Annotated in this window: 18 protein-coding genes and 1 tRNA gene; 15 read left to right on the top strand and 4 right to left on the bottom strand. The window is 59.3% G+C overall.

Going from position 1 to position 19,998, the window contains the following annotated elements; translation table 11 throughout:
* Positions 1 to 194: 194 nt before the first annotated feature.
* Entirely contained in the window at positions 195 to 2,840 is a 2,646-nt protein-coding gene (locus FGZ14_RS02390; protein ID WP_139920830.1) for a glucosidase, read from the bottom strand.
* Between the two features lie 122 nt (positions 2,841 to 2,962).
* Positions 2,963 to 3,781 (bottom strand): SDR family oxidoreductase, encoded by an 819-nt coding sequence (locus FGZ14_RS02385; RefSeq protein WP_139920827.1) that lies wholly within the window; start codon positions 3,779 to 3,781, stop codon positions 2,963 to 2,965.
* 320 nt (positions 3,782 to 4,101) lie between these two features.
* Between FGZ14_RS02385 and FGZ14_RS02380 the strand changes: the two genes are divergently transcribed.
* The 15 genes from FGZ14_RS02380 (at position 4,102) to FGZ14_RS02310 (ending at position 18,569) form a co-directional block, all read left to right on the top strand.
* Entirely contained in the window at positions 4,102 to 5,442 is a 1,341-nt protein-coding gene (locus FGZ14_RS02380; protein ID WP_139920825.1) for a phenylacetate--CoA ligase, read from the top strand.
* A gap of 42 nt (positions 5,443 to 5,484) precedes the next feature.
* Positions 5,485 to 6,069 (top strand): TetR/AcrR family transcriptional regulator, encoded by a 585-nt coding sequence (locus tag FGZ14_RS02375; RefSeq protein ID WP_139920822.1) that lies wholly within the window; start codon positions 5,485 to 5,487, stop codon positions 6,067 to 6,069.
* Between the two features lie 79 nt (positions 6,070 to 6,148).
* Entirely contained in the window at positions 6,149 to 7,228 is a 1,080-nt protein-coding gene (gene paaE, locus FGZ14_RS02370; protein ID WP_139920819.1) for a 1,2-phenylacetyl-CoA epoxidase subunit PaaE, read from the top strand.
* Positions 7,229 to 7,717: 489 nt separating this feature from the next.
* Positions 7,718 to 8,674: a 1,2-phenylacetyl-CoA epoxidase subunit PaaA gene (paaA, locus tag FGZ14_RS02365; RefSeq protein WP_139920817.1), complete on the top strand. Its 957-nt coding sequence runs from the start codon at positions 7,718 to 7,720 to the stop codon at positions 8,672 to 8,674.
* Between the two features lie 193 nt (positions 8,675 to 8,867).
* Positions 8,868 to 9,155: a 1,2-phenylacetyl-CoA epoxidase subunit PaaB gene (gene paaB, locus FGZ14_RS02360; protein WP_110978045.1), complete on the top strand. Its 288-nt coding sequence runs from the start codon at positions 8,868 to 8,870 to the stop codon at positions 9,153 to 9,155.
* A 3-nt stretch (positions 9,156 to 9,158) separates the two neighbouring features.
* Positions 9,159 to 9,962 carry a 1,2-phenylacetyl-CoA epoxidase subunit PaaC gene (gene paaC, locus FGZ14_RS02355; RefSeq protein WP_219601043.1) on the top strand — a complete coding sequence of 268 codons (804 nt, stop codon included), beginning with the start codon at positions 9,159 to 9,161 and terminating at the stop codon, positions 9,960 to 9,962.
* The gene (gene paaD / locus FGZ14_RS02350) at positions 9,956 to 10,468 is read left to right on the top strand and encodes a 1,2-phenylacetyl-CoA epoxidase subunit PaaD (protein ID WP_139920815.1); all 513 of its coding nucleotides are present in this window, start codon (positions 9,956 to 9,958) and stop codon (positions 10,466 to 10,468) included. The genes paaC and paaD overlap by 7 nt, the downstream gene beginning before the upstream one ends.
* Positions 10,469 to 10,661: 193 nt before the next feature.
* Positions 10,662 to 11,447, top strand: a complete 786-nt coding sequence (locus FGZ14_RS02345; RefSeq protein WP_139920813.1) for an enoyl-CoA hydratase-related protein — start codon at positions 10,662 to 10,664, stop codon at positions 11,445 to 11,447.
* Positions 11,444 to 12,631: a 3-hydroxyacyl-CoA dehydrogenase NAD-binding domain-containing protein gene (locus FGZ14_RS02340; RefSeq protein ID WP_139920810.1), complete on the top strand. Its 1,188-nt coding sequence runs from the start codon at positions 11,444 to 11,446 to the stop codon at positions 12,629 to 12,631. Before FGZ14_RS02345 ends, FGZ14_RS02340 begins: the two co-directional genes overlap by 4 nt.
* The gene (gene paaI / locus FGZ14_RS02335) at positions 12,600 to 13,037 is read left to right on the top strand and encodes a hydroxyphenylacetyl-CoA thioesterase PaaI (protein ID WP_139920808.1); all 438 of its coding nucleotides are present in this window, start codon (positions 12,600 to 12,602) and stop codon (positions 13,035 to 13,037) included. The genes FGZ14_RS02340 and paaI overlap by 32 nt, the downstream gene beginning before the upstream one ends.
* Positions 13,038 to 13,202: 165 nt before the next feature.
* The gene (gene pcaF, locus FGZ14_RS02330; RefSeq protein ID WP_139920806.1) at positions 13,203 to 14,408 is read left to right on the top strand and encodes a 3-oxoadipyl-CoA thiolase; all 1,206 of its coding nucleotides are present in this window, start codon (positions 13,203 to 13,205) and stop codon (positions 14,406 to 14,408) included.
* Complete coding sequence (locus FGZ14_RS02325; protein ID WP_139920803.1) at positions 14,405 to 15,004, top strand: transferase hexapeptide repeat family protein; 600 nt, start codon at positions 14,405 to 14,407, stop codon at positions 15,002 to 15,004. The genes pcaF and FGZ14_RS02325 overlap by 4 nt, the downstream gene beginning before the upstream one ends.
* A gap of 121 nt (positions 15,005 to 15,125) precedes the next feature.
* Positions 15,126 to 15,527 (top strand): Imm50 family immunity protein, encoded by a 402-nt coding sequence (locus tag FGZ14_RS22305; RefSeq protein WP_139920801.1) that lies wholly within the window; start codon positions 15,126 to 15,128, stop codon positions 15,525 to 15,527.
* 102 nt (positions 15,528 to 15,629) lie between these two features.
* A complete protein-coding gene (paaZ, locus tag FGZ14_RS02315) occupies positions 15,630 to 17,681 on the top strand; it encodes a phenylacetic acid degradation bifunctional protein PaaZ (RefSeq protein ID WP_139920799.1) in 2,052 nt (683 codons plus the stop codon).
* 126 nt (positions 17,682 to 17,807) lie between these two features.
* The gene (locus tag FGZ14_RS02310) at positions 17,808 to 18,569 is read left to right on the top strand and encodes an enoyl-CoA hydratase/isomerase family protein (RefSeq protein WP_139920797.1); all 762 of its coding nucleotides are present in this window, start codon (positions 17,808 to 17,810) and stop codon (positions 18,567 to 18,569) included.
* A gap of 108 nt (positions 18,570 to 18,677) precedes the next feature.
* Here the strand turns inward: FGZ14_RS02310 and FGZ14_RS02305 are convergent.
* Positions 18,678 to 18,753 (bottom strand) — tRNA-Lys (locus tag FGZ14_RS02305).
* Positions 18,754 to 19,032: 279 nt separating this feature from the next.
* Entirely contained in the window at positions 19,033 to 19,983 is a 951-nt protein-coding gene (locus FGZ14_RS02300; RefSeq protein WP_139920794.1) for a ferritin-like domain-containing protein, read from the bottom strand.
* Between the last annotated feature and the right edge of the window lie 15 nt (positions 19,984 to 19,998).

Raw genomic sequence — 19,998 nt, 5'->3', positions numbered from 1 at the left:
ACGTCATGTCGAGCTTGCCGAGACATCTCGCGTGCTGACGCTGAATTACCATTACAACGTCAGCACGCGAGATGTCTCGGCAAGCTCGACATGACGGTCATTTCCGTATCATCATTACTACCACAACAACCCTACGCAAAATGCTCCGGCGACGCTTGTGTATTAGGCGTCAACTAAAACTTCCGAATAGCTTTTTACCCGTTTGGGCGGGGCTGGAGCAGCTTGGCAATGAGACCGGTCCAGCCGGTTTGGTGGCTGGCGCCCAGGCCCTGCCCGGTGTCGCCGTGGAAATACTCATGAAAGAGCAGATAGTCCCGAAAATGGGGGTCGGTCTGGAGCTGCTGGTTCAGGCCGAAGCAGGGGCGGCGGCCGTTTTCATCGCGCAGAAACAGCCGGGTAAGGCGCTCAGTCAGGGCCTGGGATATTTCCAGTAGCGTGCTGTATTGGCCGGAGCCGGTGGGGTATTCCACCTTGAATTCGGGGCCGTAGTAATGGTAGAAACGCTGCAGCGCCTCCACCAGCAGAAAGTTCATGGGCATCCAGACGGGGCCGCGCCAGTTGCTGTTGCCCCCAAACAGGGAGGTTGTCGATTCGGCAGGCTGGTAATCAACCACTTCCTTGCTGCCATCGGCGTGCTCGAACACATAAGGATGCGCTAGGTGATACCGCGACAATGCCCGCACCCCGTAGTCGGAGAGAAACTCGGCTTCGTTGAGGGCGCGGCCCAGCAGCAGCTTCATGCGGTGCCCGCGCAGCAAGGACAGCAGGTGGCTCTGGCCCCGGCCCGGCTCCTGCCACCGCGAAACCATGGCGGCCAGCTCGGGGCGGTGGTCCAGAAACCAGTTCAGGCGGTACACAAAGCGGGGCATCTGCTGGAGCGTATCCTCGTCGAGCACCTCTACGGCAAACAATGGAATCAGCCCTACCATTGAGCGGACGCGCAGGGGTAGGCGGCCGTGCTCCGGGGTGTTCAGCACGTCGTAGTAAAAGCCGTCGTGCTCGTCCCACATATCTATCTGCTCGTCGGCCAGATTGGTCATGGCCTGGGCGATGTAGAGGAAGTGCTCGAAGAACTTACTGGCCATATCCTGGTACACAGGGTTGGTTTTGGCCAGTTCCAGGGCTATACGCATCATGTTCAGGGCAAACATGGCCATCCAGGCCGTGCCGTCGGCCTGTTCAATGTAGGCCCCATCGGGCAGCGGGGCGCTTCTATCGAACATACCAATGTTATCGAGCCCCAGAAAGCCCCCCTCGAAGATGTTGCGGTTATTGCGGTCCTTGCGGTTTACCCACCAGGTAAAATTGAGCAGCAGGCGGTGAAACACGCTTTCCAGAAAGGCCGTGTCGCCCTGGCCGTTGTGCTGCTTGCGGTCCAGTTTATACACGCGCCAGGTGGCCCAGGCGTGCACGGGCGGGTTTACGTCGGAGAAGTTCCACTCGTAGGCCGGCAGCTGTCCGTTGGGGTGCATGTACCAATCCTGGCACAGCAGCTGCAGCTGCTTTTTGGCGAAGTGCCCATCTACCAGCGCCAGCGGAATGCAGTGGAAGGCCAGGTCCCAGGCCGCGTACCAGGGGTACTCCCACTTGTCGGGCATGGAGATGATGTCGGCGTTGTTGAGGTGGCTCCAGGCGTGGTTGCGGTTGTGCCGGCGGGCGACCGGTGGGCGCACCGAAGCCGGGTCGCCTTTCAGCCACTCAGCCACATCATAATAGTAGAACTGCTTGCTCCAGAGCATGCCGGCCAGGGCCTGGCGCTGCACGCTACGGGCATCGGGGTTGGTCAGGTCGGCCTGCAGGTGTTCATAGAACTCATCGGCCTCTTTTTTACGCAGCTGAAGCAAGCTGGCAAAATCGGCAAAAGGGGTAGGCAGACCGGGCGCGGCCAGGCGCAGGCGCAGCACCCGGCTCTGCTGGGCCGGAATAGTCAGCTGGTAGTGGGCGGCGGCACGGGTGCCCTGGCGGGCCGGATTGAGGGCTGCCTGGTGGCCGTGCACCAGGTAGTCGTTGATGCCGTCTTTGCAGTAGGGGCTGGCGTTAGGGGTGCCGTACAGGCGCTGGGTGTTGGTTTCGTTGTCGCAGAAAAGCAGGTCGGGGCTGTGGCCTTCCGCCTGGTCGCAGTACAGCTGCAGGGGCGGCAGGTGCTGGTGCTCTACCTGAATGTGCCCCGCTTCGGTGGCCCGGAGCCCCGGCTTGTAGGCATCGTAGCCCCAGGCCCAGGTGTTGCGGAACCAGAGGTGGGGTAGCACGTGCAACGGAGCCGGCTGCGGCCCGCGGTTGTGCACGGTTATCTGCAGCAGCACATCGTCGGGGCTGGCCTTGGCGTACTCCAGAAAGATATCGAAGTAGCGGTTTTCGTGGAATATGCAGGTATCCAGCAGCTCAAACTCGGGTTGGCGGCGGCTGCGGCGCGCATTCTCCTGTACCAGCCACGCATAGGGGTAGGCATGCTGCGGATACTTGTACAGCATGCGCATGTAGGAGTGCGTGGGGGTATTATCGAGGTAGTAGTACAGCTCCTTCACATCCTCGCCGTGGTTGCCCTCAGGGCCGCTCAGCCCAAACAGCCGCTCCTTGATGATGGGGTCGTGCCCGTTCCAGAAAGCCGGCGCCAGACACAGCTGCTGCTGCTCATCCGAAACGCCCCCAATGGCATCTTCGCCCCAGCGGTAAGCCTTGCTGCGGGCCATGTCGTGGGTGAGGTAGGTCCAGGGCTGGCTGTCAGCTGAATAATCCTCGCGCACTGTGCCCCACTGCCGCTCCGATACGTAGGGCCCGAAGCGGTGCCAGTTGGCTTCGCCTTCCCGGGCCTGCTGCTGCCGTTGGTGTTCCTGAGTCATGTAAGGTAGCGTGCCGGCCGGCCCACATCAGCCCGCCGGAACCGTAGAAATACAAGGTGCGCCGCCGTTAGGCCAGGGTTTACGCCGCCCCGAGGGGGTAGGAAAAACCGCTGCCTTCCGGCTCAGCCATTGTCGGCGAAGCCGGGGTACAGGGTCATGCCACCGTCGGCGAAGATAGTAGTGCCGGTCACGTAGTCGGCCTCATCAGAAGCCAGCCACACAGCCACCTTCCCGATGTCCTCGGTTTCGCCGATGCGGCCGTACGGAATCAGAGTCAGCAGCTTCTCGGCCGCTTCGGGGGTTTCCCAGGCTTCGTTATTGATGGGGGTTTTAATGGCACCGGGCCCGATGCTGTTCACCCGGATTTTGTGCGGAGCCAACTCCTGGGCCATGCTTTTCATCAACTGCATGATGCCGCCTTTGCTGGTGGCGTAGTTGACGTGACCGGCCCACGGAATTACCTCGTGCACGGAGCTCATGCAGATGATTTTGCCAGTGGCCTTCGATATTTCCGGCTGCGGGCCCCGGCGCACAAACTCGCGGGCGGCCTCTCGGGCGCACAGAAACTGCCCGGTCAGGTTTACATCAATCACCTTTTGCCACTGCTCCAGGGTCATTTCCAGGAAGGTGGCATCCTGCTGAATGCCGGAGTTGTTGACCAGGATGTGCAGGGTCTGAAACTGCTCCCGAATCTGGTTGAACATAGCCTGCACTTCATCTTCCTTGCTAACGTCGGCCTTGATAGCCACGGCCTTGCCGCCGGCCTTTTCAATGTCAGCCACCACGGCCTTGGCGTCGTCGGCACCGTGCGCGTAGTTGACGATGACCGTGGCACCTTCGGCCGCCATAGCTTTGGCTACCCCCGTTCCGATGCCGGAGCTGCCCCCCGTAACAAGGGCTACCTGATTTTGAAGACGCTGCGAAGTGGGAGTGTTTGCCATATAGCTCAAAGGAGAAGGTCAGTGAAACATCTGCTTTTTAGACTGGCAAACGGCCTCTTTAGTTACACGAATGTTCCGGGGGGTAGGGTGGCTGCCAGCAAAAGGAACGTGTGATGCTAAGCGCAGCCGAAGCATCTCGCGGGCTGCTGCCTGAGTTACTATCACAACCTCAGCCCGCAAGATGTCTCGACAAGCTTGACTGACCGTTCTTCCTTATGTAACAGACCTTTTCTCAGCTTTAGATTATACTAACAAACATTCGTTTGCGTTGGTTAAAGTGTTATCTTGGCACTTCCGCCACCCACCCAAGCCTCCCGCCCATGCTGTTCAACCCTGAAATGGAGCGCCTGCCGTTGCCGCAGCTGCGGGCTCTCCAAAACGCCCGCCTGAAGGAGCAGGTGCAGTATGTGTACCAGCGCGTTCCGTTTTACCGGCAGAAGTTCGACGACTTAGGCATCAACCCGAGTACCTTCAAAGGCTTGGAAGACCTGGGCAAGCTGGGCTTCACCAAGAAGGCAGACTTCCGCGACAACTACCCTTTCGGGCTGTTTGCGGTGCCCCAGCCTGAGGTAGCGCGCCTGCACTGCTCCAGCGGCACCACGGGCAAGGCCACCGTGGTGGGCTACATGGCTGAGGACTTGAACACTTTCGCGGAGCTGGTGGCCCGCTCCCTGGCTGCGGCGGGCTGCCGGCCGGGCATGAAACTCCAGAACGCCTACGGCTACGGCCTATTCACGGGCGGCCTGGGCATTCACTACGGAGCCGAAAAGCTGGGCCTGACGGTTATCCCGGTTTCGGGGGGTAGCACCGACCGGCAGCTGCAGCTCCTGCAGGATTTCCAGCCGGAAGTGCTGTGCGCTACCCCCTCCTACGCCCAGGTACTGGCCGAGGAGCTGAAGCGGCGCAACATTCCGCTGACCGCCCTCAACCTGCAGTACGCCGTGCTGGGCGCCGAGCCCTGGAGCGAGGCCATTCGGGGGCAGGTGCAGCAGGGTCTGGGCGTGCGGGCCACCAACATCTACGGCCTCAGCGAGATTATGGGCCCCGGCGTGTCGCAGGAAGATGCCGACGAGCGCGGCACGGGCAGCTACATCTGGGAAGACCACTTCTACCCCGAAATCGTCTGCCAGGAAACCGGCGAGCCGGTGGCCGAGGGCGAGTACGGGGTGCTGGTGCTGACTACCCTCACCAAGAAGGCCATGCCCATTCTGCGCTACTGGACCGGCGACATTACCAACCTCACCTACGAACATTCCCACAAGCGCACTCACGTAAAAATGGGCCCCATCCGTGGCCGCGCCGACGATATGCTCATCATTCGGGGTGTCAACTTCTTCCCAACCCAGGTCGAGGACATCATCAGCAGTATGGAGCAGGTGAGCCCCTATTACCAGGTTGTAGCCTCGCGCCGGGGTAGCCTCGATGAGGTGGAAGTGAACGTGGAAATAGACGAGGTGCTGATGCGGGAGCTAGGCCTGGAGGCCCTGACCGATGAGGTGGTGCAACAGCACGACTGCCTCCGGACGCTGAAGGGCGCGTTTGCCAAGAAAATCAAGGACAACATTGGGCTCAGTATGAAGGTCACGCTGATGGGCTTTGGGCAGCTGCCGCGCAGCGAAGGCGGCAAGTTGAGTCGGGTCAAAGATTTGCGCAATCTTTAGCCAGCCGTTGGCGTACGGCTTCTGACCTCCTACCCCCCACCCATGCTTACAACCCGCAAAACCAACAAGCGCCAGCTTATCCTGGAAGAAGCCGCCAAGCTGTTTAAGCAGAAAGGCTTCGGTGGCACATCCATGCGCGACCTAGCCGGCGAAGTAGGCATTGAAGCGGCCAGCATGTACAACCACATCAAGTCCAAGGACGAGATTCTGGAGCTGATCTGCTTCCGCGTATCGAGTACCTACATTTCCCAGCTCGCCGAAATAGAAGCCACCGACGCACCGTACGTCGAGAAAATCAAGGCCCTGATTAGCCTGCACATCCGCCTCATGATTGAGGATGGCGCGGCCGTATCCGTAGCCAACCACGACTGGAAGTACCTGCGCGAACCCGCCCTGACGGAGTTCAAGGATGCCCGCAAGCAGTACGAAAAAGGCTTCGCGGCCCTGATTGAGCAGGGCATTGCTGCCGGTGAGTTTCAGCCCGTGAACGTATCGGTGGCCTTGTTTACCATCCTTTCTGCCGTGCGCTGGGTGGAGCTCTGGTACCGCCCCGGCCGCGAGCTGTCGGCCGAAGAGCTGGAAGCCAACATCATCACCATGCTCCTCACCGGGCTGGAGAAAAAATAAAGCTGTTAGCTGTCAGCTATTAGCCTACCCGGCCGACGAAAGCTAACAGCCAGCAGCCAACAGCTAATAGCTACATATCATGAGCCGTTTTCATAAAGTAAAAATCAAGAGTATCGTCCGGGAAACCCCGGACTGCGTGAGCGTGTCCCTGGATGTGCCCGCTGACCTGCGCGAGACGTTCAAGTTCACCCAGGGCCAGTACCTCACCTTCCGCCGCGAGCATGAGGGCGAGGAGCTGCGCCGGAGCTACTCCATCTGCAGCAGCCCCCTGGACAATGAGTGGCGCGTAGCCATCAAAAAGGTCCCGGAAGGCCGTTTCTCTTCCCTGGCCGTGGAAAAGCTGCGGGTAGGCGAAGAGTTGGAGGTGATGCCGCCCATGGGCCACTTCTACACCGAGCTCCACCCTGAGCAGCAGAAGCTCTACGTGATGTTCGCGGCGGGTTCGGGTATCACGCCGGTTATGTCCATCATCAAAACGGTGCTCCTGACCGAGCCCCACAGCCGGGTGTACCTGATCTATGGTAACCGGGGGCGCAACTCTATCATCTTCAAGGAGGAAATTGAAGCCTTGAAAAACCGGTTCGTGGACCGCCTCAGCGTGTACCACATCCTCAGCCGCGAGCAGGGCGACACCGACCTGCTGTTCGGCCGCATCAACGCCGAAAAAGCCCGCTTGTTCCTGCTGAAGATTGTGCCTGCCCACGAAATCGACGAGGCCTTCATCTGCGGCCCGGAGGAGATGATCAACGACGTGAAGGATGTGCTGGCCGAGGCTGGGGTAGCCCCCGAGAAAATTCACTTCGAGATGTTTGGCTCCGCCGGCAGCGCCCAGCGGGCTGCCGCCCGTCAAGCCCAACGCCCTGTTGGTGAGGATGACAAGCACAGCCAGGTAACCGTGCAGCTGGAAGGCACCAAGCGCATCCTGGAAATGTCGTACTACGGCGACACCATTCTGGATGCCCTGCTGGAAACCGGCGCCGATGCCCCCTACTCCTGCAAAAACGGTATGTGCAGCACCTGCCGCTGCCGCGTAACGGAGGGCACCGTAGAAATGGACGTGAACTACTCCCTTTCCGACACCGAAGTGGCCAAAGGCTACGTCCTCTCCTGCCAGGCCCGCCCTACCTCGGAGAAGGTGTCAGTGGATTTCGACCAGTAGAATTCACTACTAGAATGTCATGCTAAGCTTGCCGAAGCATCTCTACCTGTTTCTTTCAGGAATCCTACTAGTCAGTAGTTGCGCTAAGGTTGGAAACAATCCGAAAGCCGAGCTAAGGATAGTAGCGGGCAAACCGTTTGTGTTACTTACCGGCCAACGACGCCGAATGGTGCATGACCCGCTGTCTGCTCTTTTCAACAAAACCTTTAAGGATAGCATTCTACTGCCATTGCCACAAACAGACAGAGGAACTCTGCCAGGTCATCTTATTCTCCATAAACGAGGAGACTATGGCTATAAAGGCGAAATTACACTGGATAGCGGTATCCTGAAAGTACGTTTATTCTACAACGATACCGATTATGGTAGCCATAGTCCGGTCAGTTGGAATGGGGAATATCAGTTAATTAGACCATAAGGCTACACTGACAAACCAAACTTTTCTCTACATTTAACTAACGAATGTTAGTTAAGCTTTGTTAAAGAGGCATGGAAACGCTAGAACTCACCCAGGAAGAACAGTTTCAGGCCCGCATTGACGCCGATGTGCGCATTGAGCCCAAGGATTGGATGCCCGATGCCTATCGCAAAACCCTGATCCGGCAGATTTCGCAGCACGCGCACTCCGAGCTTGTGGGCATGCTGCCGGAAGGCAACTGGATTACGCGCGCTCCTTCACTCAAGCGCAAATCCATTCTACTGGCCAAGGTGCAGGACGAAGCTGGTCACGGCCTCTACCTTTACTCCGCCGCCGAAACCCTGGGTGCTTCCCGCGACCAAATGCTGGCCGACCTGCACTCGGGCAAAGCCAAGTATTCGAGCATTTTTAACTATCCTACCCTTAGCTGGGCTGATATGGGCTGTGTGGGCTGGCTGGTAGATGGCGCCGCCATCCTGAATCAGGTGCCGCTCTGCCGCACCTCGTACGGTCCCTACGCCCGGGCCATGGTGCGCGTGTGCAAGGAAGAAAGCTTCCACCAGCGTCAGGGATTCGAAATCATGCAGACTCTCTGCGAAGGTTCGCCGGAGCAGAAGGCTATGGCTCAGGAAGGCCTGAACCGCTGGTGGTGGCCCACGCTAATGATGTTTGGCCCCAAAGACTCCGAGTCGCCGAACACGGCTCAGTCGATGAACTGGCGCATCAAGCGTTTCACCAACGACGAGCTGCGCCAGAAATTCGTGGATATGATGGTACCCCAGGCCGAATTCCTGGGCCTCACGGTGCCCGACCCCAACCTGAAGTGGAATGAAGCCAAACAGGGCTACGACTTCGGCGACGTGGACTGGGAGGAATTCTGGAACGTGGTGAAGGGCAACGGCATGTGCAACAAGGAGCGCCTGCAGGCCCGTGTGCAAGCTCACGAGGAAGGAGCCTGGGTACGCGAAGCCGCCCTGGCCCACGCCGAAAAACGCAAGCAGCGCGAAGCGGCTACCGTAGCCGCCTAACTTTTATTGATACCCGTTCTGCTGAGCTAGCTGGGGCATTTGGCTTGAAACGCTGAAGTTCCCACCCACCTCTGGCTCGCGAGATGCTTCCGCTAAGCTCAGCAGGACGGATAATTTCTTTGAGGGCATCCACTTCCTACCCCCTCACCCCTCCTAAATCCTTACCCGCCTACCCTCTCACCCTACCTTTTACATGTCGCAGAAAGAATGGCCGCTCTGGGAAGTTTTCATCCGCAGCAAGCAGGGCCTCGACCACAAGCACGTCGGTAGCCTCCACGCCGCCGACGCCGAAATGGCCATCCAGAACGCCCGCGACGTGTACACGCGCCGCCTCGAAGGCGTAAGCATCTGGGTAGTGGAGAGCAAGCACGTGCACGCTTCTAACCCCGATGACGCGGCCGCTTTCTACGAGCCGGCCAACGACAAAATCTACCGCCATCCGACCTTCTATCAGGTGCCGGATTCCATCAAGCACATGTAACCGATGACGGACTCCCCGATGCCCGCGCAGGCCACCCCGGCCCTTACCCCTGAAACTCAGGCCAACCTGTTTGCTTTCGTGCTGCAGCTGGCCGATACTAGCCTGATTCTGGCTCACCGCCTCTCAGAGTGGTGCGGACACGGCCCCATTCTGGAGCAGGACCTGGCCATGGCCAACATTGCCCTGGACTTGCTAGGTGAGGCCCGCAGCTACTACCAGTACGCCGCCGAGCTGGAAGGCAAAGGCCGCACGGAAGATGATCTGGCCTATTTGCGCAGCGCCGTGGAGTACCGGAATCCGCTGCTAGTGGAGCAGCCCAACGGCGACTTCGCTGGCACCATCGTGCGGCAGTTCATCTACGACTGCTTCCACTACCACCTGCTGCAGCAGTTGAAGTCGGGCCCGGATGCGCACTTGGCCGCTATTGCCGAGAAATCAGTGAAGGAAGCCGCCTACCACATCAAGTGGAGCGCCGAGTGGGTGATTCGCCTGGGTGATGGTACCGAGGAAAGCCGCCGCCGCGTGGAAAAAGCCCTGGACAACCTCTGGCGCTACAGCGGTGAGCTGACTACCCCCTCCGCCTCCGAAAAAGCCTTACAAGCCGCTGGCTTCCTACCCGACTACGCGGCCATTCAGCAGCAGATTGATGCCCACGTAGCCCGCGTGTTAGAGGAAGCTACCCTGCCCGTGCCGCAAGGCGTGTTTATGCAGAAGGGCGGCAAAGACGGCCGCCACTCCGAGCACCTGGGCTACCTGCTGGCCGAGCTGCAATATCTCCAACGTACCTACCCCGGCTTGCAATGGTAGAGCACCTAGCGGCACCGACTGAGGAGCACATCTGGCAGCTGCTGGAAGAGGTTTCCGACCCGGAAGTGCCCGTGCTCAGCATCCTGGACCTGGGCATTGTGCGCGCGGTGCGGGTGGAGGGCGAGGAAGTCCACGTCACCATCACGCCTACCTACTCCGGCTGCCCGGCCATGAACACCATTGCCACCGAAATCCGGCTGCGGCTGCTTTCGGAGGGCATCACCAAGCTGCACATTCACAACCAGCTTAGCCCGGCCTGGACTACAGATTGGATGTCGCAGGCGGGCCGCGAGAAGCTGGAAGCTTATGGCATTGCGCCCCCCGTAGATGGCACGGCTACCGGCCACATGCTCAACCTGTTCGGGGCCGATACGGCCGTGCGCTGTCCGCTCTGTAAGTCGGAGCACACGCACCTGGTTAGCCAGTTCGGCTCCACCGCCTGCAAAGCTCACTATCAGTGCGACGACTGCCTGGAGCCCTTCGACTACTTCAAATGCCACGCCTGATTAAAGCTAAAAGCTAGTTCCCCTCCTCAGATGATTCCGCGCATCAAGCGGCGAGGGGCTAGGGGCTAGGGGTGGTTGATCAATCGTTGAACATCCTCCTATGCTAGCTTTAGAAACTGTTTCTCCAGCATAAACCACTCCCTACCCCCTCCTCATCTGAGGAGGGGAACCAGTCCTAAAAAATCCGCCCTACATGTCCGACTCTCCTTCCCTGCTTTTCTCCATTGATGGCGGCGTAGCCACTATCTGCTTCAACCGGCCCCAGGTTTTTAACAGCATTAACAAAGAGGTAGCGCTGGCTCTGCAGCAGCACCTGCGCGAGTGCCAGCAAAACCCGGAGGTGCGCGCAGTGCTGCTCACGGGCATCGGCAAAGCGTTCTGCGCCGGCCAGGATCTGGCGGAAATCACGGGCCCCGACAGCCCGGAAGTAGCGGAGATTGTGGAGAAGCTGTACAATCCCATTGTGGAGCTGATTCGGGGCTTGGAAAAGCCGGTGGTAGCGGCCGTGAACGGGGTAGCGGCCGGCGCGGGTGCCAACCTGGCCCTGGCCTGCGATATTGTGGTAGCCAAGGAATCGGCTTCGTTTATTCAGGCGTTCAGCAAGATTGGCCTGATTCCGGACAGCGCCGGTACCTTCTTCCTGCCCCGCCTCGTTGGCATGCAGCGCGCTTCGGCCCTGATGATGACCGGCGACAAGGTATCGGCCGCCGAGGCCGTGCAGATGGGCATGATTTACAAAGCCTTCCCCGACGAGACCTTTGAGCAAGATGCCTTAGCTCTGGTGAAGAAGCTGGCGGCCATGCCCACCAAAGGTCTGGCCTATACCAAGCAGCTCCTGAACGTATCGTTCAGCAACGACCTGACCCAGCAGTTGCGCTACGAGGCTGACTTCCAGCTGCGAGCCGGTAACACGTCTGACTACCGCGAGGGGGTAGCAGCTTTCATGGAAAAACGTCAACCTAGCTTCACGGGCCAATGATTATCGGTATCATCGGCAGCGGAGCCATGGGCGCCGGCATTGCCCAGGTAGTAGCCACCGCAGGCCACACCGTCCGCCTCCTCGACCAGAACACTCAGGCCCTGCAGCGCGCCGGGCAGTCTATTCAGAGCAGCCTGAACAAACTGGCCGAGAAAGGCAAGCTGACGGTTGAAGCTGCTGCAGAGGTATTCAACCGTCTGCACCTCACTGAAGACATTGGCACGTTCAACGACTGCGGCCTAGTGCTGGAGGCCATTGTGGAGGATTTGGGCGTGAAGCAACAGCTGTTTCGGGAAGCAGAAATGCTGGTGTCCGAAGACTGCATTCTGGCCAGCAACACCTCGTCCCTGTCCATTGCCTCCATCGCCTCCGCTTGCCAGAAACCGGAGCGCTTCATCGGGATTCACTTCTTCAACCCGGCCCCTATTATGCAGCTAGTGGAGGTGATTCCAGCGGTGCAGACGCGGGCGGGCCTGGCCGAGCAGGTGCGCGACCTGGTGCAGAGCTGGGGCAAGCTGCCGGTGCTGGCTAAGGATACGCCGGGCTTCATCGTGAACCGTGTGGCGCGGCCCTTCTACGGCGAGGCTATCCGGATTCTGGAGGAAGGCATTGCCGATATGGCGACCATCGACTGGGCCATGACCGAGCTGGGCGGCTTCCGCATGGGTCCGTTTGCCCTCATGGACTTCATTGGGCACGATGTGAATTACCGCGTCACGGAGTCGGTGTTCACGTCGTTTTTCTTCGATCCGCGCTACAAGCCCAGCTTCACCCAGAAGCGCTTGTTCGAGGCCGGCTATTACGGCCGCAAGTCAGGCCGCGGCTTTTATGACTACCGCGAAGGAGCTGTGCCGCCTGCCCCTACCCCCGACGAGCAGCTGGGTCGCCTGATTTTGAACCGCATTCTGGCTATGCTCATTAACGAAGCCGTGGATGCGCTGGCCCTGAACGTAGCCTCTCCCACCGACCTGGAACTGGCTATGACCAAAGGCGTCAACTATCCTAAAGGCCTCCTGGCCTGGGCCGACGAGTTGGGCCTAGATACAGTCCTGACCACCCTCGATAGTCTTTACGAAGAATACCACGAGGACCGCTACCGCGCCAGCCCGCTCCTGCGTCGCATGGTGCGGGCCGGCCAAACCTTTTTCCAGCATGAGCCCATCGGAAGCGACCAGCACGAGTAGCAAAGCCGAGGCCGTAAAAGACCGCATGCTGCAGCATGATGCGTTCAGCAAACTGCTCGGGTTGGAAATAGATGAAGTGGCCCCCGGCTACTGCCGCCTGCATTTCACCGTGCGCCCCGACATGCTCAACGGCTTTGCGGCCCTGCACGGGGGCGTTACGTTTTCAGCGGCCGACTCGGCGTTTGCCTTTGCCTGCAATAGCCACGGCCGCCAAAGCGTCGGCCTTACCGTCACCATCGACTACTTGGAAGCCGGCAAGCTCGGCGACGTGATTACCGTGGAAGCCCGGGAAGAAGGCCTCAAGCACAAAGTAGGCGTGTACCAGATTCGCGCCACCAACCAACACGGCGTGCTGCTCGCTCTATTCAAAGGCACGGCATACCGCACCAGCAACGAGATAGTGTAAGAGTAGCCGCCTTTATAATAGTCTTGTCATACTGAGCATGTGGCGAATCAAGCCAGGGACGAAGGACCTCTCCCGCCGGCTAATTAAAGAAGTTACCCTCTGTAGAGGTCCTTCGCAGGGCTTAGGATGACAAGCGGGCTGACAACTCACAAACTGATAACTGACATGAACCAAGCATATATCATCGACGGCATTCGGACGCCCATTGGCAATTTTGGGGGTACTTTGGCCGCTGTCCGCCCCGATGACATGGCGGCTTTGGTTATCCGGGAGCTGCTGCAGCGCAACACTTCCGCCGACCCGGCTGCCATTGCCGACGTGATTCTGGGCTGCGCCAACCAGGCCGGCGAAGACAACCGCAACGTGGCCCGCATGGCGCTGCTGCTGGCCGGCTTGCCTACCTCCGTACCCGGCGAAACCGTAAACCGCCTCTGTGCCTCGGGCCTTTCGGCCAGCATTGCTGCCGCCCGCGCCATCCAGAGCGGCGACGGTGACTTGTTCATCTCCGGGGGTGTAGAGAGCATGACCCGCGCGCCCTATGTCATGTCGAAGCCCAGCAAGGCCTTCGGTACCGATTCCAAAATGTACGATTCTAGCTTCGGTTGGCGCTTTGTCAACGATAAACTAGAAGACATGTACGGCACCGATGCCATGGGCGAAACGGCCGAAAACTTGGTGGATCAGTACCATATCAGCCGCGAAGACCAGGACCAGTTTGCCTACGAATCGCACCAGCGCGCCGGCCGGGCCCGCGACTCCGGCCGCTTCGCCGAGGAAATCGTGCCCGTGGCTATTCCGCAGCGCAAGGGCGAGCCGGTGCTGTTTTCCGAGGATGAGTTCATCAAGTCGAACACTACCCTCGACGGGTTGGCCAAGCTCCGCCCAGCCTTCCGCAAGAACGGCTCCGTTACGGCTGGTAACTCCTCGGGTCTGAACGATGGTGCGGCAGCCTTGTTGCTGGCTTCAGAAGACGGCATCAAACAGCACAACCTCACGCCCCGGGCCCGCATCGTGAGCATGGGGGTAGCGGGCGTAGAGCCGCGCACCATGGGCATCGGGCCGGTGCCTGCCTCGCAGCAGGCCCTGAAAAAGGCTGGCCTCACCCTCGACCAAATCGACCTGATTGAGTTCAACGAAGCCTTTGCCGCCCAAACCCTGGCCTGCGTGCGCGGCCTCGGCCTGGAAGGCTCCGACCCGCGCATCAACCCCAACGGCGGGGCCATTGCTCTGGGCCACCCGCTGGGCATGAGCGGGGCCCGCATCCTGAACACGGCCGCCCTGGAGCTGCACAAGCAAAACAAGCGCTACGCCCTTATCACGATGTGCGTGGGGGTAGGCCAGGGCTACGCGGCCATCATCGAGAAGGTATGATTTACTCGTTTAATGGTATTGTTCCGGTAGTGCACGAGTCGGCGTTTGTGCACCCGCAGGCCACAGTGACGGGCAACGTCATCATCGGCCGCAACGTGTACATCGGGCCGGGCGCGGCCATTCGCGGCGACTGGGGCCAGATCATCATTGAGGATAATTGCAACGTGCAGGAAAACTGCACCGTGCACATGTTCCCCGGCACTACCACCCGGCTCAAGGAAATGGCCCACATCGGCCACGGCGCCATTATTCACGGGGCCACCGTGGGCCGCAACGTGCTGGTGGGCATGAACGCCGTGCTCATGGACCGGGTGGAAATCGGCGACGAAAGCATCATCGGAGCCCTCAGCTTCATTAAGGCCGACGAAGTGATTCCACCGCGTAGCCTGGTGGTAGGCAATCCGCACAAAATCATCCGGCAGGTGAGTGACGAGATGCTGGCCTGGAAAACGGAAGGCACCCACATCTACATGCAACTGCCCGCTGACCTCCACGCCACCTTGCAACCCTGCGAGCCCCTCCGCGAGGTTCCGGCCGACCGCGCGGTGCAGCAAGGCAGCTACCAAACCTGGGCCGAACGGAAAGTAGGCGAGTAGCAACCAAAATTGATTAGAAGCACGTCATGCTGAGCTTGTCGAAGCATCTCTACCGATTCGGTGAATAGATTCAGTTAGAATTGCTACCCGCAAACACTAGACTTTTACAAGCACTATTCTGATGTGGATTGAGCACATTATAAATCCTAAAACTATAACGAGTATCTACTCGTCGGAACCCCCATCTTTGGCGCAAGTGCAATTACATGAGGTAGCTATTATCTGTGGCAGTGACTTACAATGTAGGCTCCGTTTCGATTTGAAGGACTTTCCAGCTGACGCCCCAACCAAATGGGTGCAACGGAAATGCAATACAGTTCAGTTGTCTCTAAACCTGATCCAAGCCGAGTTGATCAAGTGCACTATTCCCAGCGGAGGTGGCATTGGCGACTTTAGTATCATCCATGATGGAACACGCTTTCAGATAACGTTTAGCACCCAGCCGAAAGGAGTAGTTTTTCGAGCAACGGCAACTTGGATACATGCAGATACCATATCAGGCTACCAAAGAGAACAAGCCTAGTCCCCCAACGAGGAGATAGAGATACGCCAGTTCCGTAGCCACCACTTGCCCCGCCTCCTACCCCTTCCCTCCTTTCAAACCTCCTACCTTCCTACCCCCCATATGACTCCCATCCTCGAAAACTACGCGCTGGGCCGCTGGATGCCCGGCACGGGCGAGCAGCACGAGCTGCACGACGCTTCCACCGGCGAGGTCATTGCCATTGCCAACGGCGAAGGCCTGGACTTTGCCGCCATGCTCGAGTACGCCCGCCGCACCGGCAACCCAGCCCTGCGCAAAATGACCTTCCACGAGCGGGGCCGCATGATTAAGGCCCTGGCCCTGCACCTCGACAGCAAAAAGGAAGACTTTTACACCCTCAGCTATCGCAGCGGCGCCACCCGCGCCGACTCTTGGATTGACATTGAGGGCGGTATCGGTAACCTGTTTGCCAACGCCTCTTTGCGCCGCAAATTCCCCGATAAGCCGTTCTACGTGGAGTCGGACCCGATTGCGCTGTCGAAAGCCGGCAACTTCATGGGCCACCACATCATGGTGCCCAAGGAAGGCGTGGCCGTGCACATCAACGCCTACAACTTCCCCATCTGGGGCATGCTGGAGAAGATTGCCGTGAATTTGCTGGCCGGGATGCCCGCCATCATCAAGCCGGCCGTGCCTACTGCCTACCTCACCGAGGCCGTGGTACGCGAAATCATTGCCTCCAAAATTCTGCCCGAAGGCGCTTTGCAGCTGGTGTGCGGCACCGGCCAGGGCATCCTGGACCACGTCACCTACCAAGATGTGGTGACCTTCACCGGCTCGGCGGAAACCGGCCGCAAGCTGCGGGCCCACCCGCGTATCATTGCTGAAGCCGTGCCCTTCACCATGGAGGCCGACTCGCTGAACGCGGCCGTGCTGGGGCCGGATGCCGTGCCGGGCACCGTGGAGTTCGACTTGTTTATCAAGGAAATCCGTAAGGAGATGACGGCCAAAGCCGGGCAGAAGTGCACGGCCATCCGCCGGGCCATCGTGCCGGAAAACCTGCTGGAAGATGTACAGATTGCGCTGGGCAAGGCACTGGGCCAAACTACCGTGGGTCACCCTCAAGCGGAAGGCGTGCGCATGGGGGCCCTCGTGAACATGACCCAGGCCAACCGCGTGCGGGAGCAGGTGCGGGAGCTGGCCAAGAACACCCCCATCGTGTACGGCGACCTGGACAACGTGCAGGTGATTGGCGGCGACTGCAAAACCGGCTCCTTTATGTCGCCGATTGTGCTGCTGAATCCCGAGCCTTTCAAGTTCACCGATTCCCACGAGGTAGAAGCCTTCGGGCCGGTTGCTACCCTAATGCCTTACAAAAACCTCGACGAGGCCATTACCCTGGCCAACATGGGCAAAGGCTCCCTGGTGTGCTCCGTGGCTACCAACGACCCGCGCACGGCTCAGGAATTTGTGCTCGGCGCGGCTACGCACCACGGACGCATTCTGGTGCTGAACGGGGAGGTAGCCAAGGAAAGCACCGGCCACGGTTCGCCCCTACCCCTGCTCATTCACGGAGGCCCCGGCCGCGCCGGTGGCGGGCAGGAAATGGGTGGCATGCGCGGCGTAGAGCACTTCATGCAGCGCGTAGCCATTCAGGGTTCCCCCACCATGATTACCGCCATTACGGAGGTGTATCAGCCCAAAGCCCGGCAAACGGAGCGCGACAAGCACCCCTTCCAGCACTACTTCGAGGAGTTGGAAATCGGGCAGACCTACACTACGCACCGCCATACCGTCACGGAGTCCGACATTACCAACTTCGCCCAAGTTTCCGGCGACAATTTCTACGCCCACGTCGATGCTACTTCTCTGGAGGGCACGCTGTTCACGGGCCGCGTGGCCCACGGCTACTACATCCTGAGCAAGGCCGCCGGCATGTTCGTGGACCCGCGCAAGGGTCCAGTGCTGCTCAACTACGGCCTCGATGAATGCCGCTTCACCAAGCCCGTGTATCCCGGCATGACCATCGGGGTGAAGCTCACGGTAAAGGAGAAAATCGGCCAGGAAAAGCGCGACGCCGAGGACGTAGCCAAAGGCATTGTGCGCTGGCTGGTGGACGTGTCGGACGAAACCGGCGAAACTGTAGCCGTAGCCACCATCCTGACGATGGTGAAAAAGAGAAATCAAGAGTAAATAAACCTTCTGTCATCCTGAGCGGAGCGAAAGACCTTGTCCCGTTTGAACAAGCTGTGAGAACGAGCACCGTTCAGACGGGATAGGGTCCTTCGCTCTGCTCAGGATGACAATTATCGCTACTACATGCAAACAGGAACCGTTACTACCCATACTTCTCCGGAAGGCATTGCCACCATCAGCTTCTTCCACCCCAGCCACAACTCCCTGCCCGGCGCGCTGCTGACCCAGCTGGCCGACACCATTACGCGGGTAGGCCGGCAGGAAGGCACCAAAGTCATCATCCTGAAAAGCGAGGGGGCCAAAACCTTCTGCGCTGGCGCTTCCTTTGATGAGCTGATGGCCATTGAAAACGAAGCCCAGGGACTGGAATTCTTCTCGGGCTTCGCGAAGGTGATTAACGCCTGCCGTACCTCGCCCAAAATCATCATCGGCCGGGTACAGGGCAAGGCCATTGGCGGCGGTGTAGGCGTAGCCGCCGCTACCGACTACTGCTTTGCTACTTCCCAGGCCTCGGTCAAGCTTAGCGAGCTGGTGGTCGGCATCGGGCCGTTTGTGGTAGGGCCCGCCGTGGAGCGCAAGATTGGCAACGCGGCCTTTGCCCAACTGGCCCTGGACGCGGCCGAATTCCGCTCGGCCGAATGGGCCCAGGAAAAAGGCCTATATGCCCAGGTGCTGGAAACCGAAGAAGCCCTCGATGCGGCTGTGCTGGCCTTTGCTACCAAGCTCGCTGCCTACAACCCAGAGGCTCTTACGGACCTGAAGCGAGTTATCTGGGCCGGTACGGAGCACTGGGACCAGCTGCTGGTGGAGCGCGCCGGCATTAGTGGCCGACTGGTGCTGTCCGACTTCACCCGGCAGGCCATCCAGAAATTCAAGAGCAAATAATCTAAGTATACCCGGTGCGGGCCGGCGCTGGCGTCGGCTCGCATTGAAGCCCTACCCCTGCCTCAAAGCAAAAGCCCCCGGCTGCAGGTTGCAACCGGGGGCTTTTTGTGGTGATTCCGCTGGGATTCGAACCCAGGACCCATACATTAAAAGTGTATTGCTCTACCAGCTGAGCTACAGAATCATTTCCTTTCCGAAGCGTGGTGCTTTCTGGAAGGGAGTGCAAAAGTAGATGCCAACAGTCGTTCCTGCAAGCCTACTGAGTATTTTTTACGCTAAGAATCTTTTCTAAGAGGCTAACCCGCTTACAGACAGGTCAAAAAATTTCAATCTACCTTTCTTTAGGTAGAGGCTCCACGCTCTGACGTGGCGGCATACCCAAAGAAACACAGCAGAAGTGCCCCTTTCCCGGCCTTGACCGGCAAAGGGGCACTGTGCTTAGCATAGTTTGCTGAACGCAGATCTACACGAACAAAGTGGTTGCGTTGTTCACGAAGTTGCGGGCAATGCTTTTCACCGTGGTGGGGTCCAGGGGTTCATCGAAGGCCTCGGAGGCAGCGGCAGCCGTTATGCCCCCCGTGGTATTCACGATGGCCAGCGTAGCCTGGGTGGTGTTTGCCTCGCTAGGGTAGTCGGCGGGCGGGTTGCCAGGGCCGTACACCAGGGCCGTAGAGGGATTGGTGTTCGGCGAGGGGCCACCGTTGTCGGTACCTGAAATCCAGCTTTTCGGAATGCGGTTGAGGTTATTCAGGTCACCGGGTACGCTGGTAGCATTGGCGTTGCCGGTTTCTACCCCACGGCGCACGGTGCGTACGTGGGAGGAGTGGCGGGCCTCAACGGAGTGAATATTTAGAGCCGACTCCAGAATATCCTTATTGGGCATCAGCACTGGGGCGCCGCCTTTGTAGGCCCGCACGCCGGTATCCACGAAGGACTGTGCTACGCCCAGGAACAGCTTGTAGTCGGTGAAGACAGCCGCGAACGGGCCCAGATTGGTGCCCCGGCCCCCGGAGTAGTCGAAGGCAGCGCGCGTGGGGTCAGGAATGGCATTCGAGCCCAGTACTTCGCGCAGCACCTTAATGTGGCCCGACTCATCGTTGCGGATGGTGGTGAAAGCAGGACGGTCGGCGCTGGGAATCAGGTTACCAGCCTTCAGGCCACTGTCGTAGAAATAGAATTCCAGATATTCCAGGCTGAGTGCCAAGTTGAGCACCTGAATAATTTCGGGCGTGAGGGCCGAGGTCTGCCCATAAGCACGCTGGAAAATGCCGCTCAGCAGGCCTGGCAGCACAGCCGCCGTTACGGCCTTGCCGGCCATACCAAAGTGACGGAAGACGCGGCGGCGGGGGTCCAGCCGTTCGTAAACTTCCGGGTCAACTTTTTCAATGTCAGAAATCAGTTTCAGTAAATCCATGATGGAGTGAATGTC

Origin of the sequence: Hymenobacter sp. DG01 (assembly GCF_006352025.1) — a bacterium.
In the GTDB taxonomy this organism is placed as follows: Bacteria; Bacteroidota; Bacteroidia; order Cytophagales; family Hymenobacteraceae; genus Hymenobacter.
Note: the sequence above shows the minus strand (reverse complement) of the source record. Positions and strands in the feature narration are given on the sequence as shown.

Bases quoted from the DNA above. Each gene is read 5' to 3' on its own strand.
- FGZ14_RS02390 (WP_139920830.1), bottom strand. From the start codon at position 2,840: ATGACTCAGGAACACCAACGGCAGCAGCAGGCCCGGGAAGGCGAAGCC.
- FGZ14_RS02385 (WP_139920827.1), bottom strand. From the start codon at position 3,781: ATGGCAAACACTCCCACTTCGCAGCGTCTTCAAAATCAGGTAGCCCTT.
- FGZ14_RS02380 (WP_139920825.1), top strand. From the start codon at position 4,102: ATGCTGTTCAACCCTGAAATGGAGCGCCTGCCGTTGCCGCAGCTGCGG.
- FGZ14_RS02375 (WP_139920822.1), top strand. From the start codon at position 5,485: ATGCTTACAACCCGCAAAACCAACAAGCGCCAGCTTATCCTGGAAGAA.
- paaE (WP_139920819.1), top strand. From the start codon at position 6,149: ATGAGCCGTTTTCATAAAGTAAAAATCAAGAGTATCGTCCGGGAAACC.
- paaA (WP_139920817.1), top strand. From the start codon at position 7,718: ATGGAAACGCTAGAACTCACCCAGGAAGAACAGTTTCAGGCCCGCATT.
- paaB (WP_110978045.1), top strand. From the start codon at position 8,868: ATGTCGCAGAAAGAATGGCCGCTCTGGGAAGTTTTCATCCGCAGCAAG.
- paaC (WP_219601043.1), top strand. From the start codon at position 9,159: ATGACGGACTCCCCGATGCCCGCGCAGGCCACCCCGGCCCTTACCCCT.
- paaD (WP_139920815.1), top strand. From the start codon at position 9,956: ATGGTAGAGCACCTAGCGGCACCGACTGAGGAGCACATCTGGCAGCTG.
- FGZ14_RS02345 (WP_139920813.1), top strand. From the start codon at position 10,662: ATGTCCGACTCTCCTTCCCTGCTTTTCTCCATTGATGGCGGCGTAGCC.
- FGZ14_RS02340 (WP_139920810.1), top strand. From the start codon at position 11,444: ATGATTATCGGTATCATCGGCAGCGGAGCCATGGGCGCCGGCATTGCC.
- paaI (WP_139920808.1), top strand. From the start codon at position 12,600: ATGAGCCCATCGGAAGCGACCAGCACGAGTAGCAAAGCCGAGGCCGTA.
- pcaF (WP_139920806.1), top strand. From the start codon at position 13,203: ATGAACCAAGCATATATCATCGACGGCATTCGGACGCCCATTGGCAAT.
- FGZ14_RS02325 (WP_139920803.1), top strand. From the start codon at position 14,405: ATGATTTACTCGTTTAATGGTATTGTTCCGGTAGTGCACGAGTCGGCG.
- FGZ14_RS22305 (WP_139920801.1), top strand. From the start codon at position 15,126: ATGTGGATTGAGCACATTATAAATCCTAAAACTATAACGAGTATCTAC.
- paaZ (WP_139920799.1), top strand. From the start codon at position 15,630: ATGACTCCCATCCTCGAAAACTACGCGCTGGGCCGCTGGATGCCCGGC.
- FGZ14_RS02310 (WP_139920797.1), top strand. From the start codon at position 17,808: ATGCAAACAGGAACCGTTACTACCCATACTTCTCCGGAAGGCATTGCC.
- FGZ14_RS02300 (WP_139920794.1), bottom strand. From the start codon at position 19,983: ATGGATTTACTGAAACTGATTTCTGACATTGAAAAAGTTGACCCGGAA.